Below are 15,940 nucleotides of genomic sequence, written 5' to 3'. Positions count from 1 at the left end.
TGCCGCTGTTTTGCTTAGCGGGGAGAGGCAATGCGCCGGCTTAGCGCGGCAAATTGCTCCAGCGTCACGGCTTCGGCGCGCAAGTTGCTGTCGATGCCGAGCTCGTCCAGGAGCTCCGCTTCGACCAGGTTTTTCAAGGAATTGCGAATGGTCTTGCGCCGCTGCGAGAACGCTTGGCTGACCAAGCTGTTGAAGTCGTCCAGGTTGCCGACGGCGGCCGGCGGCGCGGCATGCGGCGCTAGTCGGACGATGGCCGACATCACCGCCGGTACCGGATCGAAGCTTTCCGGCGGCACGTCGAACATCCACTCCGCCTCGCAGTAGTACTGCATCATCACGCTGAGCCGGCCGTATTTTTTACTGCCCGGTTCCGCGCAAATCCGGTCCACCACTTCTTTTTGCAGCATGAAATGCATGTCTTCGATGCAGCTCGTGGTTTCCAGCAAATGAAACATCAGCGGCGTGGAGATGTTGTAGGGCAGGTTGCCGATCACCCGCAATTTTTCGCCGGCCCCGGCCAAGCCGCTGAAGTCGAACTTCAGCGCGTCGGCGCTGTGGATGTTGATGTTGGCGTTGCCGGCAAACTGCTTTTGCAAGCGCGTCACCAAGTCCCGGTCCAGCTCGACCACGTCCAATTTCACGCCGCTGTCCAGCAGCGGTTTGGTCAGCGCGCCCAGGCCGGGGCCGATTTCGACCCAGTGTTCGCCCGCTTGCGGGTGGGCATAATCCAAAATGTCTTGGATGATGCGGTAATCTTGCAGAAAGTTTTGGCCGAAGCGTTTGCGGGCGGTGTGGGTCATGATGTTGCCGTTTAGGTAATTCGAAATCTACGGAACGCGTTAATCGATCCAAGGCGTGTCGAGTGCGATAGGCTCGATTGCTTGCCAACGCGGAATTTGCTCCAGTTCGGCAACTTCGTCGGCATTGAGAATCGCGGCGCTCAGCGCGGTATATAGTAAATAATCTCCTTTAGCCAACCGGCCTTGCACGCTCGCCAAGAGTGCGTCGAAACACCAATCGCTGCGGGTAAAGCCATTGCTTAACAAGGTTTTCGCTCGGCCCAAGGCGGCGCTGTCATCGCCTTGTCGCAATCGTGCAATCAAACCCAGATAAAACGCCGCTTCGGCGCCGATTTGTTCGCTTTGGCCGGCGTTGAGTTGCCAGGCCTGCCTTGCCAAGGTTTCCGCTTCAGTCAATTGGTTTTGTATCAGCTTCAAACAGGCGAAATTGCCGTTGCGGTCGGCATTACTAGGATCGAGTTGCAAGGCTTTGCGGTACAGGCGTTCGGCTTCGTCGTAATCCTTGCGGATATTCGCCATGAAGAAAGCGAAATTGCCGGTATGGTCGTGACCATTCGGATAGAGTTCCAAAGCCTTACGGTACAAGCGCTCTGCCTCGTCGTAGTCTTGGCGGCTATACGCCATGAAACTAGCGAAATTGCCGGCGTAATCTGCGTCATTCGGATCGAGTTCTATGGCTTTACGGTAGAGGCGTTCCGCTTCGTCATAATCCCGGCATTTTTTTTTCATGAAGATAGCGAAATTGCCGGTCAATTCCGCGCTGTTTGGGAATTGGGCCAATCCCTCACGATAAATCCGTTCGCGTTCTATTGGATCTATTTCCTGACGGGCTTTCAGTTCCCAATCCCACCAGTTGTTGAGTTTTTGCCGGGCAACGCTGTCGTGCAAGGCTTGTTTGACGGCCTGGGTTTCTGGCGATTGATCGCCGGTGGCGCTATCCAGTCGTTTTTGAATCTCGTCCACTTGGGTTTGATAGTGTTTGGCGCGATCCTCTGCGCGTTGTCTGACCGCATCCGCCAAAAATTGATATTCAAATTGGTTGTGTAATTGCAGCATGAATTCGTCGAAACCCACCACAGGCACCAGTGCGCCGTTGTGCTGGGCGACTAACAGCCGGATTCGATCACTGGGTAGGCCGTCGTTTTTGCGGTAACACCAAAAAATGCCGCCGGGAATGCTTCCGCTCGGCATGGCGCGCAAAAAATCCATCAGGCTGCCGTCGTTGCCGCCGTAGCCCAGCACGATGGGGGTGTGGTGGGAAAACAGCCGGGTTAAGGCCTGTTCCCAACCATCCGCCAAGTGGTTGACGCCATCGCCGTCGTTGATCGGCGCGAACAACAGATCGCGATGGATTTTAGCGATTAACGGTCGACGCAAACGGGTGCGAACAAAGCCGGCCAGCGATTCGTGGCCGCATACCAAAGGATAAGAGCGGGTATAAATCGACAAGGCCTCGGCGACCAGATTGTCGAAGTTGGTGGTAACCACCACTTTATGCCGGGTTTGGTGGAGGATGTTGGAGAGTACCGAGTATCCGAAGCTGGGTTCCCTGTCCGCCATTACCGCTTCCAAATCGGCATAGCCTTCTTCCGGATCGCGGCGAAAGCGGCGTTCGTAAATTTGCGGGTAAAACTCGGCTTTCCGGGTGTAATCGAAGCCTGGGATTTGCAGATTGTCGGACTTGGCCCAGTCCGTTAGCGCGTCTTGCGTCTCGGCGCGTTGATGCAATTCTGCCAGCCATTTTTGCACCAGCTCGCCGCCGGTCGGAATGCCGGAAGCCCGCGATGCCCCGGCACCGAGGATAAAAGCAAACGAGCGATCGGGCATTTGATCGTGAACTCGCATGAAATGCGCCAGAAAACTTTGGGTACTCCAGTGCTCGGGTTCCGGTATCGATTCAGTCATCGCCGCTTCCTTTATTTTGTTCCTATGCTCATATCCAACGCCGTCTGCAATGCAAATTGCAAGCTGCCGAGTTCCGCTTTGCCGGTGCCGGCCAGTTCCAGTGCGGTGCCGTGGTCGACCGAGGTGCGGACGATGGGCAGGCCGAGGGTGACGTTGACGGCTTGGCCGAAGCCTTTGAATTTCAACACCGGCAGGCCTTGGTCGTGGTACATCGCCAGTACGGCGTCGGCATGGTCCAGGTATTTGGGGGTGAACAGGGTGTCGGCGGGCAATGGGCCGTAAAGATGGATGCCCTCGCTGCGCAGACGCTCCAGCGTCGGTTCGATGATTTTGGTTTCTTCGTGGCCGAGGTGGCCGTTTTCGCCGGCGTGCGGGTTTAGCCCGCATACCAGAATCCGCGGCTCCGCGATGCGGAAGCGCCGGCGCAAATCGTGGTCCAGTACTCTGATGACTCGGCGCAAAGACTCGGCCGTGATCGCGGCGCTGACCTGGGCCAAAGGCAGATGGGTGGTGGCCAGCGCGACCCGCAGCCCCGGCGTCGCCAGCATCATCACCGGATCGGCGGCGCACAGTTCGGCGATGAATTCGGTATGGCCGCTGAAGCGGAAGCCGGCATCGTTGATCGCGGCTTTATGTACCGGCCCGGTGACCATGGCCGAGAACGTGCCGCTCAGGCAGCCTAATGTGGCCTGGCGGATGGTTTCCAGCACGTAGTGGCTGTTGTCCGGATTCAGCCGGCCGCAGACCGCCGCTGCGCTGAGCTTTAGCGGTAACACCGACAGTGTGCCGGAGCGATGCGGCAGGGCCGGCCGGTCGGGCTCGAACGCTTCGATGGTTAACGGCAGTCCCAGTTTTTCGGCCCGCTGCGCCAATAGTTCCGGGTCGGCGACGGCCACTGGTTGGCATTGGAGCGCTCGTTGCACGAGTTGTACGGTTAAATCCGGGCCGATGCCGGCCGGTTCGCCCGGCGTTATCGCTATTCTGGCTATCGTCATAATTTTTCCCCGGAATCGGGTGTTGCCGTGCGCACGCTAGCCGGGATGCCGTGCTCCCTGGTCTTAGACCGGGTTGTGTTCCTGGCAGATTTGTTGGCTGTCGTCGACGCTGAGTTTTTCCTGGGTCAGCAGGCAAAAAAAGCCGCCGTCTTTCTCGCTGAAATTGCGGCAGGTTTTACACACGCCGAAGGATTGCGACTGGTTGGCTTTTTGCAGCGCGGTCAGGGCTTGTTGGAATACGTTGGCGTCGGATGGCGGCGACTCGCTTTGCTGTAAAATCGCCGTGGCGCTGGTGAACAGGTCGGAGGGCCGGGCTTGCTTCAGGATTTCGGCGCCGTCGGGCAGCAGGTGCAAGTGCACGACGCGTTTGTCGTTAGTGTCCGGCGTTTTGCCGATGTAGCCCTTTTTTTCCAAAATGATCAGCGATTGCGACACCGTACCGCGGGTCATGCCCAGATAATTGGCGACCGCGGCCGGCGTGTTGCTGTACTTATTGCAGCGCGATAAGTAGTTCAATACTTGGAAGTGGACCGGTTGCAGGCCTAATTCGGTGCACTTTTTCCGTTCTTCCGAGCGGATTAACGTGGTCATGCACTCGATAAGTTCGTAGATATCAGTCTTTTGCATAAATTGCATTCTGTTTGAGCCGCGTCGGGTTGACAAGGGCGTCTATCAAGCGGTAAATTGATAGCGAATCGAAACTTTAGCTTATAACATTCGGCCTGGAGTCAACAAGCTGTCATTTTATCATGGGAATCCGCTGCGCTGCCCGTTGCGGTCTTTTATGGTTTAATGCACCAAGTTGGCTCTTTTTTTAACTTGCGGATGGCAGGAAATTTAGATGAAAAAAACAACAATAATGGGTAAAAAATTACTGGCGAGTTCCATCATCATGCTCTTGTCGTCCGGAGTGGCGTTAGCCAAGACCGAAGACATGCATCAGTTGTATCAGGACAATTGCGCGAGCTGCCACGGCTCCGACCACGGCGGCTATTTGGCGCCGGCGTTGAACTCGGCCACGTTGAAAGGCCGCAGTCCGACCGCGTTGCGCACCATCGTCATGGCCGGCAGCTTCGACACTTTGATGCCGCCGTTCTACGGCCGATTGAGCGACGACGAGATCCGCGGCCTGATCAAGCACTTGCAGGAGACGCCGAAACAACCGAATCCGGCCTGGACCATAGACGACATGAAAAAGTCGTTGAAAGTCTATGTCAAAGACGAAAGCACGTTGCCAGCCAAGCCGACCTTCCAGATCGACGATAAATTCGAAAACCTGATCGGCGTCGCTGCCCGCGGCAAATACGGCCGTGGCGAAGGCTCTAAAGCCATCTTCATCAATAGTGCGACTCACCAGAAAGTTGGTGAGGTTGCGACCGGCACCGCAGCACACATTATCGATTTCAATCCGGCCAATCCGCGCTGGGCTTATGTCAAAACCGACACCGCCGAGATTTTTAAAGTCGATTTGTACTCAATGAAAGCGGTGCGCAGCATCAAAACCGGCTGGAACGGGCCCGGCATGGGCGTATCGCGCGACGGCAAATACATCATGGCCGGCTCGTTCGTGCCGCATAACGCCGTGATCCTGGACGCCGACACGTTGGAGCCGTTGAAAACCTTCGAATTGGAAGGTATCGATCCGGACGGCAAACACGTGTCCTCGGATTCCGGCATGATCATCGGTACGCCGTACGCCGATATTTTCGCGATTGCCTTGGAAAACGCCGGCCAAGTCTGGGTGGTCGATTATAAAAAAGACGGCTTTCCAGTGACCAAGATCGAGAAAGTCGGTCGTCACTTGCACGATGCCTTCCTGACCCACGGCGGCAAAAAATTGATGATTGCGTCCTATGACGACAGCATCGTTGCCGCGATCGATCTGGAAAAACGCGAATTGATCAAACAACTGCCGGCCGGTTGCGTGCCGCACGTTGGCGGCGGCTCGGCGGTGGTGGTGGACGGTCGTACCTTGGGCTTTGGTACCAATTTCGGCGATTGCGACAAAACCGTGGTCAGCGTTTGGGACTTGGACAAAATGGAAGTCGTCAAGCAAGTGCCGGTCTCCGGCGGTACCGAATCGCCGGCCGCTCATGCCAACGCACCTTATGTCGCGGTAGATATCATCAGTAAAGACCGGCGCGCCCGCACCGTGCAGTTGATCGACAAGAAAACCCTGGAAGTCGCCAAAACCCTGGATGTCGGCGGCCATGCCTATTTCCCGGAATACAGCGCCGACGGTAAATTCCTTTACATTTCGGCTGGCTATAACGGTGACGAAGTCGTGGTTTACGATTCCAACAGCCTGCAGAAAGTCGCCAGCATTCCGATGGAAAGCCCGGCCGGGATTTTCTCCAGAGGCCGGGTCAAATACATGACCCGCGGTTTGTCGCCTGACGAAATGGAGCAACACAAATGAAAATAGCCCGTTACAGTGCTGCAATGCTGGCGACGATGTTGGTCGCCGGCAATGCCCAGGCGGTCAGTTTATATGTCGGTCAATATAAAGCCGGAATGGTTTGCGCACAATGCCATGGCATTCGTATGCCCAGCGCCGATGCGCCGTTCCCGCCGCTGGGTGGGCGCGATCCGGAATATTTGAAAACCGCGATCAAGCAATACCGCGATAAGACCCGCAAGTCGGACATCATGAACGCGATAGCCGGTTCGCTGACCGATAGCGAGATTGCGGATATCGCCGCCTATTACGGCAGCGTCAAGCCTTAAGCGATGCGGATTGTCTGGCTGCTCGGCGCGTTTTGTTTCGGCGTGTACGCCGAAGAGCCGGGCGCCGGGCGCCAGCAGGAATTGACCAATATGCTGAAGCACGATTGCGGTTCCTGTCATGGCCTGCCGCCCAAGGGTGGATTGGGGCCTTCGTTGATGCCGGACGCCTTGGCCGACAAAAGCGATGCGTTATTGTTCGACGCGATTCGTAACGGCCGGGCCGGCACGGCTATGCCGGCGTGGCAACCGTTTTTGAACGATGCCGAGATCAGCTGGATGGTTGCGCGTCTGCGCCAACGCTGAAGTCGGCTTAGCTAAAGGGCAGCGGCCGGTTGCGGATTTGTTGGAACGGAATAATTTTCAGAACAGGGTTTTCATGAAACTTTTGGCTTCCGTGTTGTTGTCTGCTCTCGCCGTTGCCGGCTCGGCTTGCGCCGATTTGCGGGCGACCGGCGATTTGGGCGTCGTGATCGAGCGCGAAGCCGGCACTATTCAAATCGTCAATACTACCAAACCAGCTATGCTGAGCCGAATCGAAGGTCTGGGCGATTTGTCGCATGCCTCGGTGGTATTTTCCCGCGATCAGCGTTACGCCTATGTATTCGGTCGTGACGGCGGATTAAGCAAAATCGATCTGTTGCAGGACAAAATCGACAAACGGAACGTGCAGGCCGGCAACAGTATCGGCGGCGCCATATCTCAGGACGGTAAAGTGATTGCCGTCTCCAATTACACGCCGGGCGGGGTGAAGCTGTTTGATGCCGAAACTCTGGAACAATTGGCCGAGATTCCGGCGGTCTACGGCGACGATAGCAAGTTGTCCAAAGTGGTCGGTCTGGTCGATGCGCCGGGCCAGCGCTTTGTTTGCAGTTTGTTCGAAGCCAACGAAATCTGGCTGATCGACGCCAAAAATCCGCGTCAACCAGTCGTCAAAAAATACCAGGACATCGGTAAGCAGCCCTACGATGCGTTGTTGAGCCCGGACGGCCATTTTTACGCGGCTGGCCTGTTTGGCGAGAAAGGTTTGGCGCTCCTGGATTTATGGCAGCCGGAAAAAGGCGTCGAGCACATACTGGAAGACTACGGCAAGGACGACGAGCAACTACCAGTCTACAAAATGCCGCATCTGGAGGGCTGGACGATGGCCGGCGACTGGCTGTTCGTGCCGGCCATCGGGCAGCATGAGGTGCTGGTCATCGATAAAACCGATTGGGAACTGGTCAAGCGCATTCCGCTGGCCGGCCAGCCGGTTTTCGTCAGTGCTCGGCCCGACGGCCGCCAAATCTGGGTGAATTTCGCGTTTCCCGATAACCAGACCGTGCAGGTCATCGACGTTAAGAATTTCAACATCGTCAAAACCTTGCAACCCGGCAAGGCGGTGTTGCACATGGAATTCAGTCCGCGCGGCGAAACAGTATGGCTGGCGGTGCGCGACGACGATCGGCTGATGGTTTACGATACGGAAACCCTGGCCGAAATAGCCCGTCTGCCCGCCCAAAAACCCAGCGGCATTTTTTTCACCGACCGAGCCAATCGCATAGGTTGGTGACGATGCTGGCACCCTTGCACAAACGCCTGCTCAACGATTACCAGCAGGATTTTCCACTCAGCCCCACACCGTATCGCGATATTGCCGATCAACTCGGCGTCAGCGAAGAGGTTGTACTGCACGCTTTTGAAGAATTGTCGGCGCAACGGATGATCAGCCGCATCGGTCCGGTCATTGCGCCGAACAGCATCGGCAGCAGCGCGCTGGTGGCGATGGCGGTGCCGGATCACGATCTGGCGCGGGTTGCCGACTTGGTCAGCGCTTGTCCGGAAGTCAATCATAACTACGAACGGGAAAATCGTTTTAACTTGTGGTTTGTAGCGGTGGCCGACGACGAGGCGCATTTGCGCGCCGTGATTGCGGATATCGAAAACCGCAGCGGTTATCCGGCGATGTTATTGCCGATGTTGGCCGACTATTTCATCAATCTCGGTTTTGAATTGAATTTGCATGATTGATGCCGTTGACCATCGTTTGATTGCCGCCGTCCAGGCCGGTCTGCCGATCACGGCACGACCTTATGCGGCAATTGCTGAGGATTTGGGTTTGACCGAACAGGACGTGATCCAGCGTCTATCGCGCTTGCGTGCGCAAGGTTTGATCAAGCGCTGGGGGGTGGTCGTCAAGCATCGCCAACTCGGCTACCGGGCCAATGCAATGATCGTGATGAATGTTCCGGACGAGCGTGTCGCCGACGTCGGCGCGCTGATCAGTCAACAAGCCTGCGTCAATCTCTGCTATCAGCGGCCGCGCCAGGGCGAGGTTTGGCCTTACAATCTGTATTGCATGATCCATGGCAAAAGCCGGGAAGTGGTGTTGGAGCAATGGGCGGTGTTAAGACATGATTGCGCGCTGGCGGCTTATCCCTACGAAGTATTGTTTAGCCGGCGCTGCTTTAAACAACGTGGTGCGCGCTATTCGGCGCCAGCGGAGGCCGCCAACGACCCACAAAACCGTGTCGAACGGGATGCGGTCGTTCCCGCTGCATGCGAATGGCAAAATGTCTGACGCCATGGATACCATCGATAAACGCATCGTCAATCGCCTGCAGCAAGGTTTTCCGATCTGCGAATCGCCCTATCGAGGGGTCGCCGAAGAACTGGGTTTGACCGAAGAGTGCTTGTTGGCGCGCCTGCGGGCCTTGCTGGCCGATGGCGTGTTGTCGCGGTTCGGGCCGATGTACCACGCCGAGCAGATGGGCGGCGCGTTGACCCTGGCCGCCATCAAGGTACCGGAGGAACGTTTTGACGAAGTCGCCGAAATCGTCAACGCCTTTCCCGAGGTCGCCCATAACTACGCTCGCAACCACGCCTTGAACATGTGGTTTGTCTTGGCCACCGAACAGCCGCAACAGGTGGCGAGCGTGATTGCCGAGATCGAACGGCTGACCGGTCTGACCGTCTATAACATGCCGAAAATCAATGAATATTACGTCGGTTTGCAATTGGAAGCTTGATGAGTATTGATGAGATAGACCGCCAAATTATCCAGGTTACCCAAGCCGGCTTACCGTTGGTTGCCGAGCCCTATCAAGCCGTCGCCGAGCAATTGGGTTTGTCTGTCCAGGTCGTGATGTTGCACATGGCCGAAATGCAACAGACCGGCGTCATCCGCCGGATCGCCGCGGTGCCCAACCACTACAAACTGGGCTATCGCCACAACGGCATGACCGTTTGGGATGTGGGCGATGATGATGTCGACCGCTTGGGCCGGCAGATTGCTGCGTTGCCATTCGTCAGTCATTGTTACCAGCGCCCGCGCCACTTACCGGACTGGCCGTATAACTTATTTGCGATGGTACACGGTAAGACCGAGCAGGATGCCGAACGCCAGGTCGCCATCATTGCCGAGCTGTTGGGCGATCACGCGCGCGGGCACGAGGTACTGTACAGCAGCAAAATTTTGAAAAAAACCGGTTTGCGTATCGGGGGATAAGCATGTTCAGACTCAGCCAATACATGCGTGAGGTACTTGAGCCAACACCGTTAAAACCGGCGCGCAAGCCTTCCGGGCCGGTGGTGATCTGGAATCTGATTCGCCGCTGCAATCTGACTTGCAAGCACTGTTATACGACTTCGGCCGACATCAACTTTCCCGGGGAATTGTCGACGCCGGAAATCTACACGGTGATGGACGATTTAAAGGCCTTTAAGGTGCCGGTGCTGATTTTGTCGGGCGGCGAACCGCTGTTGCATCCCGATATTTTTCCGATTTCGCAACGCGCGCGGGACATGGGCTTTTACGTGGCCTTATCCAGCAACGGCACGTTGATCAACTCCAGCAATATCGAGCAAATAGCCGCGATCGATTACCAGTACATCGGCGTCAGTCTCGACGGCATGCGCGACGCACACGACAAATTTCGCCAGAAACAGGGCTCGTTCGATGCCTCGCTGGCCGGCATTCGTTTATGTCGCGACCACGGTATCAAGGCTGGCGTGCGCTTCACGCTGACCCAAGATAACGCCCATGATTTCGAGAATTTGTTGCAGTTGATGGACGACGAGGACATCGACAAATTTTATCTGTCGCACTTGAATTACGGCGGACGAGGTAACAAGAATCGCAAGGACGATGCCGAGTTTCAGTTGACCCGCAAAGTAATGGATAGCCTGTTTGAAAAGTCGTTGAGCTGGGAAAAACAAGGCCTGCACCGGGAAGTGGTGACCGGCAACAACGACGCCGACGCCGTCTATTTCCTGCACTGGGTCAAACGCCGCTTCCCGGAGCGGGCCGAGCACATTCAGGCCAAACTGCGGCAATGGGGCGGCAACGCTTCCGGTGTCAATGTCGCCAATATCGATAACCTGGGTAATGTCCATCCCGACACGTTTTGGTGGCATTACGGCTTGGGCAATGTTCGTCAGCGGCCGTTTTCCGAAATCTGGCAGGATGTGTCCGATCCCCTAATGGCCGGCCTGAAAGCTTCGCCGCGGCCGTTGCAGGGGCGGTGCGGCAGTTGCGGCTACCAGTCTATATGCAACGGCAACACCCGGGTTCGGGCGCAGCAACTGACCGGCGATTTTTGGGCCGAAGATCCGGGGTGCTACCTGGAAGACGAGGAAATTGCCGGCCGTTTGTTACCGAATCAAGCCCAGTCACAACAGATCAACGCATCAAGCCGCACGGCAGACTCCACAGCAGCGTGACCGATTGCGGATTACTGAAGTCGGCATTGAGGCGGGTTAACGACGCTTTCTTGATGCACAATGCCGTGGCCGACATGTTTAAGAGTGAGGCGGTAGCCTCGGAAAGATCGGGTTCATGCCCCACTAACCAGACATCGTCTTCGCCGAGATCGGCCAGCCGTTTAAGTTGTGCCAGCAGTTGTTGCGGTTCGGTGCCGATGGTCAGCCAATCGGCGCTAAGCGCAGCGGGACAGTTGGGCAAGTGGTCATGCAGTAAAGTTGCGGTCTGTTGGGCCCGTAGCACCGGACTGCAATATAGCTTGCTTGGCAAGAGTCGATTTCTTTCACAGAAGATCGCCAGCCGTTTGACCTGTTTTGCGCCTTTTTCGGTGAGCGCTCGATCGCTATCGGCTTTTGATAAGGTGCGATCCTCCGCCGTAGCATGTCTCAGAAACGTGATCAGCATCGGTATCTCCTCGATTGCAGCGGAAACGGACCCTGATTTTACTGCGATTTGAGTTGCCGGTGGGTTAAAAGGCCAGCCGGGTCAAGGTATCACAATAATTGTTGACCAAAATACTGGGGATAGTCATAATTCCCTACCCATTCAATTGCTTAAGAGTTTTATATGGCCGATCCAATTGTATTTACCGATAGCGCTGCGCAAAAAGTCGCGGGTTTGATTCAAGAAGAGGGTAACGACAATCTTAAACTGCGGGTTTATATCAGTGGCGGCGGCTGTTCCGGCTTCCAGTACGGCTTTACTTTCGATGAAGAAGTGAACGAGGACGATACGCAGATCGTCAACGGCGGCGTGACGGTATTGATTGATTCGATGAGCATCCAGTATCTAAACGGCGCAGAAATCGACTACAAGGAAGATTTGTCGGGTGCGCAATTCGTGATCCGCAATCCCAACGCCACCACCACTTGCGGCTGCGGCTCGTCTTTCTCAGCCTAAACCGTTTCGGCCAGGATATATTCCGCCCAAAATCACCGGCGCCTTGGCGCCGGTGACACTACATAGGTTACCCGGTAAGCGATTCAAAGTTTGCCGGGCCAGCCAAGCGAACGCAATCGCTTCGACGTGATCCGGATCGACGCCGATGGCGGCTGTCGATGCGATTGAAACTCTTAAGTTTTCCGCCAACAGCTGCAGCAAATGCCGGTTATGTGCGCCGCCGCCGCAAATGAACACTTGCTTGGTTTCCGGTGCGTGCCGGCTGATGGCATCGGAAATCGTATCTGCGCTGAATTGGCAAAGCGTCGCTTGAACGTCCTGAGCCGTTAAGTTGCCGAATGATTCGATTTTTCGCTTCAGCCAGGCTGCGGAAAAATACTCTTTGCCGGTGCTTTTCGGCGGCGTTAAATCGAAATAAGGGTCGTCTTTGAGTGAGGCCAGTAGCTCTTGGTTAGTGTGGCCTCCGGCCGCCCACTCCCCAGACTGATCGAACATGCCGGAATGGTGTTGCTGATACCAATAGTCGATCAGGCCATTGCCTGGGCCGGTATCGAAACCGATGGCCGGTTTGTCGTCGAGTACGGTGATATTGGCGATGCCGCCAATATTGACCACCGTTCTGGCCTGGTTCGGATCGGTAAATAGCGCTTGGTGGAACGCTGGTACCAGCGGTGCGCCCTGGCCGCCGGCGGCGATGTCGCGGCGGCGAAAGTCGGCAACCGTAGTGATGCCGGTGATTTCCGCAATCCGGTTTGGATCGCCAATTTGCAGGGTGAAACCGTCGCTGCCGTCCGGAGCATGGCAAACGGTTTGGCCGTGGCTGCCGATGGCTTTGATCGCGCTCGCCGGTATTCCTGTTTTTTTTAGTAATGCATTGGCGGCTTCGCCGAATAAACGGCCGATTTGGCTGTCCAGGTGTCCATAATCTAGCAATCGCACTGCCTGATTGGCTTGGCTGATTGCCTGAATGGATTGTCTCAGTGCCGGCGGGAAGGGTTGGTAATGGAACTCGACAAGCGTAATCTTGTTACCAGCGAAGTCGACCAGGCCGGCATCGATGCCATCGATGCTGGTCCCGGACATCAAGCCGATATAAAGTTCGGCCATCGGTTTAATTCTGCGCGACCTGGGCGTCGCCTTTGGCTTGTTTGAGTTGCGCGACCAGCGGTTGGGTTTGGGCCTTGAATTTGGCCAGCAGGGCTTTGTCCATCGGCATGGAATGAGGCAACTTTACCGTGACTGGATTGACGTGTTGGCCGCCGATGCGGAATTCGTAATGCAAATGCGGACCGGTGGCCAAGCCGGTTTTGCCGACGTAACCGATCACGTCGCCTTGTTTGATGCTGGCACCCACTTTTTGGCCGGTTTTGAAGCCCGACAGATGGGCGTAAAGCGTCGAATATTTTTGACCGTGCTCGATTTCGACCACATTGCCGTAACCGTTTCTGACGCCGCGGAACACGATTTTGCCGTCGCCGGTGGTTTTGACAGGCGTGCCGATGGCGGCGGAATAATCCACGCCTTTGTGAGCGCGAATGGTGTTCAATATCGGATGCTTGCGGTGCAGGTTGAAATGCGAACTGATTTTGGCGAAGTCCATCGGCGTTTGCAGGAAGGCTTTGCGTAATCCATTGCCGTCCGGCGTGTAATAACCGGTATTGCCCTGATTGTCTTCGAAGCGTACTGCGGTGTAAGTCTTGCCTTGGTTGACGAATTCCACCGATAAGATGTCGCCGGTGTCGAATTCGCGGCCTTCTACGAACAGCTTTTCATAGACCACGGTGAACTCGTCGCCGTCGCGCAAATTCAACGCAAAATCGATGTCCCAGGCAAAGATGTCGGCCAGTTTTAGAATGATCTTTTCCGGCAATCCTGCTTGTGTGCCGTCTTCGAACAGCGAGGAATGGATCGTAGCCTTGGCGCTGGCGACTTGATAATCGACTTTTTTGCTGAGCAATTCGACATCGAAGCCATCGTCGTGACGGGTTGCAATCAGGGTTTCGAACGGGTTTTTGGCGTAGGTTAGGCGTTCAAGTTCTCCCGAGGCGTTCAGCGTGGCAACCACGTCTTGACCGGGCTCGACCGCTGCGAATTGCTTGCCGGTTGGGTTGGCGTGGATGATTTTATGCAGATCCTCGCGGTTCAGGTTTAAGTCCGAAAAAATGCTGGAAAGGTTTTCGCCGGTTTTGACGGTGTGTTCCAGTTCCTCGGTTACGTCGAGGTGTTCGATTTTGGGTTTGGCTTGATTGTAATTGGTGTATCGATCGAGCCTGGAAGAGATCAGTTTGTCTTGCTCCAGACTTTTGGCGTCTTCCAAGCCTTTGTGCGGGATCAATCCGTAACTTGCACTTGCGGCAACAACGGTACAAGCGCCTAACAGCGCCGACTTGAGTATTCTGTTCTTCACAGCAATCACTTTTCATTGTTTGTCGAATGCCCAATTGTAGGCAATTTTATGGTTCATGGCTAACAAATGGGGATTTTTTATCCGTTGACACAGTTGCATCACTTATAATGCGCGCCCTAAAACTGAAGGCTATTAGGAGAGTGTTTTGTTGCAAGAAACCTTGGCTCAGCTGCGTTACGGTGCTGAAGAAATCTTGTTGGAATCCGAGTTCGTTAAGAAGTTGGAAGAGAGTCGACCGTTGACGATCAAGGCCGGATTCGATCCGACCGCTCCGGATTTACATTTGGGGCATACCGTACTGATCAACAAGCTGAAGCAGTTTCAAGATGCCGGCCACAACGTTCAATTTTTGATCGGCGATTTCACTGCGATGATAGGCGATCCGACTGGTAAAAATGTCACGCGGAAGCCGTTGAGCAGGGAAGAGGTGCTGGAGAATGCCAAGACTTATCAAGCTCAGGTTTTTAAAATATTGGATCCGGAAAAAACCGAGGTGAAATTCAATTCGGCGTGGATGGGGGTAATGACCAGTGCGGAATTGATTCAGTTGGCTGCAAAACACACGGTGGCCAGGATGCTGGAGCGGGACGATTTCAGCAAGCGTTATAAAGGTGGTCAGCCGATTGCGATTCATGAATTTTTATATCCGCTGATTCAGGGTTACGATTCTGTAGTCATGAAGGCGGATGTGGAGCTGGGTGGAACCGATCAAAAGTTTAATTTGCTGGTCGGGCGCCAATTGCAGGAGATTTATGGTCAGAAGCCGCAGATAGTCCTGACCATGCCGATCCTGGAAGGCTTGGATGGGGTGCAGAAGATGTCGAAATCTCTGAACAACTATATAGGTATTGCTGATGCGGCAGATGATATGTTCGGCAAGATCATGTCGATATCCGACGAGTTGATGTGGCGTTATTTCAAGCTATTGAGTTTTCGGCCGATGCTCGAGATCGAGGGTTGGCGGCAAGCGTGCGAGAATGGAGACAATCCGCGGAATTATAAAGTCGCGTTGGCGCAGGAAATCGTCGAGCGGTTTCATGGTTTCGCTGCTGCCAAGTCGGCGCTGGAAAATTTCGAAGCGCGGTTTCAGAGAGGGGCTATACCAGAAGATCTGGCTGAAATAGAGATGGATGCAGGGAGCGAAGGTGTGCCAATTGCTAATCTACTGAAAAATGCTGGACTGGTTGAGAGTACTTCGGAGGCGTTGCGTTTAATCAAGCAAGGCGCTGTGAAAATCGATGGCGAAAAGGTTGAGGATGCGAAAAAAGTGATCGGTGCTGGTTCGCATGTTTACCAGGTCGGCAAAAGAAAATTTGCCAAAGTGAAATTAAAATGTTGACAGAGTGGAGAGTTATGGCTAGAATGAGCGGCTCTTCACTGCTGGCGGTTTTGGGATTTGAAAGTTGGATCCTGGTTTGGCGGTGGCTTTACTGGCTCTGTTGTTTTGGAGTTGGTGAGCTGGTGATTT

The 15,940-nt window shown here is 55.1% G+C and carries 18 protein-coding genes; 11 read left to right on the top strand and 7 right to left on the bottom strand.

What is annotated here, in order from left to right; all coding sequences use genetic code 11:
* Nucleotides 1-14: 14 nt before the first annotated feature.
* The 4 genes from rsmA to C2U68_RS10455 form a co-directional block, all read right to left on the bottom strand.
* Nucleotides 15-800, bottom strand: coding sequence for a 16S rRNA (adenine(1518)-N(6)/adenine(1519)-N(6))-dimethyltransferase RsmA (rsmA, locus tag C2U68_RS10470; protein ID WP_140912437.1), 786 nt, complete (start codon nucleotides 798-800; stop codon nucleotides 15-17).
* Between the two features lie 39 nt (nucleotides 801-839).
* On the bottom strand, nucleotides 840-2,705 hold the full coding sequence (locus C2U68_RS10465; protein WP_140912436.1) for a tetratricopeptide repeat protein: 1,866 nt from the start codon (nucleotides 2,703-2,705) through the stop codon (nucleotides 840-842).
* Nucleotides 2,706-2,716: 11 nt separating this feature from the next.
* Nucleotides 2,717-3,700 carry a 4-hydroxythreonine-4-phosphate dehydrogenase PdxA gene (pdxA, locus tag C2U68_RS10460; protein ID WP_140912435.1) on the bottom strand — a complete coding sequence of 328 codons (984 nt, stop codon included), beginning with the start codon at nucleotides 3,698-3,700 and terminating at the stop codon, nucleotides 2,717-2,719.
* A gap of 63 nt (nucleotides 3,701-3,763) precedes the next feature.
* Nucleotides 3,764-4,327 (bottom strand): MarR family winged helix-turn-helix transcriptional regulator, encoded by a 564-nt coding sequence (locus C2U68_RS10455; protein ID WP_260839299.1) that lies wholly within the window; start codon nucleotides 4,325-4,327, stop codon nucleotides 3,764-3,766.
* Nucleotides 4,328-4,592: 265 nt separating this feature from the next.
* On the opposite strand from C2U68_RS10455, the gene C2U68_RS10450 reads away from it, so the two are divergent.
* The 9 genes from C2U68_RS10450 to nirJ all read left to right on the top strand — a co-directional run bounded on the left by C2U68_RS10450 (nucleotide 4,593) and on the right by nirJ (nucleotide 11,125).
* Nucleotides 4,593-6,119: a cytochrome D1 domain-containing protein gene (locus C2U68_RS10450; protein WP_409563851.1), complete on the top strand. Its 1,527-nt coding sequence runs from the start codon at nucleotides 4,593-4,595 to the stop codon at nucleotides 6,117-6,119.
* Nucleotides 6,116-6,427 (top strand): c-type cytochrome, encoded by a 312-nt coding sequence (locus C2U68_RS10445; RefSeq protein ID WP_140912432.1) that lies wholly within the window; start codon nucleotides 6,116-6,118, stop codon nucleotides 6,425-6,427. Before C2U68_RS10450 ends, C2U68_RS10445 begins: the two co-directional genes overlap by 4 nt.
* Before the next feature lie 3 nt (nucleotides 6,428-6,430).
* On the top strand, nucleotides 6,431-6,730 hold the full coding sequence (locus C2U68_RS10440) for a c-type cytochrome (RefSeq protein WP_140912431.1): 300 nt from the start codon (nucleotides 6,431-6,433) through the stop codon (nucleotides 6,728-6,730).
* A 73-nt stretch (nucleotides 6,731-6,803) separates the two neighbouring features.
* Nucleotides 6,804-7,976, top strand: coding sequence for a cytochrome D1 domain-containing protein (locus C2U68_RS10435; RefSeq protein ID WP_140912430.1), 1,173 nt, complete (start codon nucleotides 6,804-6,806; stop codon nucleotides 7,974-7,976).
* Between the two features lie 2 nt (nucleotides 7,977-7,978).
* The gene (locus tag C2U68_RS21200; protein ID WP_186289578.1) at nucleotides 7,979-8,434 is read left to right on the top strand and encodes an Lrp/AsnC family transcriptional regulator; all 456 of its coding nucleotides are present in this window, start codon (nucleotides 7,979-7,981) and stop codon (nucleotides 8,432-8,434) included.
* Nucleotides 8,427-8,984 carry an AsnC family transcriptional regulator gene (locus C2U68_RS21195; RefSeq protein ID WP_186289577.1) on the top strand — a complete coding sequence of 186 codons (558 nt, stop codon included), beginning with the start codon at nucleotides 8,427-8,429 and terminating at the stop codon, nucleotides 8,982-8,984. Before C2U68_RS21200 ends, C2U68_RS21195 begins: the two co-directional genes overlap by 8 nt.
* Nucleotides 8,985-8,988: 4 nt before the next feature.
* A complete protein-coding gene (locus C2U68_RS10425; RefSeq protein WP_140912524.1) occupies nucleotides 8,989-9,432 on the top strand; it encodes an Lrp/AsnC family transcriptional regulator in 444 nt (147 codons plus the stop codon).
* The gene (locus C2U68_RS10420) at nucleotides 9,432-9,911 is read left to right on the top strand and encodes an Lrp/AsnC family transcriptional regulator (protein ID WP_140912429.1); all 480 of its coding nucleotides are present in this window, start codon (nucleotides 9,432-9,434) and stop codon (nucleotides 9,909-9,911) included. Before C2U68_RS10425 ends, C2U68_RS10420 begins: the two co-directional genes overlap by 1 nt.
* A 2-nt stretch (nucleotides 9,912-9,913) precedes the next feature.
* A complete protein-coding gene (gene nirJ / locus C2U68_RS10415) occupies nucleotides 9,914-11,125 on the top strand; it encodes a heme d1 biosynthesis radical SAM protein NirJ (RefSeq protein WP_140912428.1) in 1,212 nt (403 codons plus the stop codon).
* Here the strand turns inward: nirJ and C2U68_RS10410 are convergent.
* On the bottom strand, nucleotides 11,085-11,570 hold the full coding sequence (locus C2U68_RS10410) for a SixA phosphatase family protein (protein ID WP_140912427.1): 486 nt from the start codon (nucleotides 11,568-11,570) through the stop codon (nucleotides 11,085-11,087). The two genes, nirJ and C2U68_RS10410, sit on opposite strands and share 41 nt — an antisense overlap.
* 162 nt (nucleotides 11,571-11,732) lie before the next feature.
* On the opposite strand from C2U68_RS10410, the gene erpA reads away from it, so the two are divergent.
* Nucleotides 11,733-12,065 carry an iron-sulfur cluster insertion protein ErpA gene (gene erpA / locus C2U68_RS10405; RefSeq protein WP_064020540.1) on the top strand — a complete coding sequence of 111 codons (333 nt, stop codon included), beginning with the start codon at nucleotides 11,733-11,735 and terminating at the stop codon, nucleotides 12,063-12,065.
* On the opposite strand, the gene C2U68_RS10400 is transcribed toward erpA, so the two are convergent.
* Nucleotides 12,057-13,172, bottom strand: coding sequence for an anhydro-N-acetylmuramic acid kinase (locus tag C2U68_RS10400; protein ID WP_140912426.1), 1,116 nt, complete (start codon nucleotides 13,170-13,172; stop codon nucleotides 12,057-12,059). The two genes, erpA and C2U68_RS10400, sit on opposite strands and share 9 nt — an antisense overlap.
* Before the next feature lie 4 nt (nucleotides 13,173-13,176).
* A complete protein-coding gene (locus C2U68_RS10395; protein ID WP_140912425.1) occupies nucleotides 13,177-14,472 on the bottom strand; it encodes a peptidoglycan DD-metalloendopeptidase family protein in 1,296 nt (431 codons plus the stop codon).
* Nucleotides 14,473-14,620: 148 nt separating this feature from the next.
* Here C2U68_RS10395 and tyrS point away from each other — a divergent pair, with 148 nt between their 5' ends.
* Nucleotides 14,621-15,811, top strand: coding sequence for a tyrosine--tRNA ligase (gene tyrS, locus C2U68_RS10390; protein ID WP_409563850.1), 1,191 nt, complete (start codon nucleotides 14,621-14,623; stop codon nucleotides 15,809-15,811).
* Nucleotides 15,812-15,940: the final 129 nt, after the last annotated feature.

Origin of the sequence: Methylomonas koyamae (genome assembly GCF_006483455.1) — a bacterium.
GTDB lineage: Bacteria > Pseudomonadota > Gammaproteobacteria > Methylococcales > Methylomonadaceae > Methylomonas > Methylomonas koyamae_B.
This window is presented reverse-complemented; position numbering and strand designations above follow the sequence as displayed.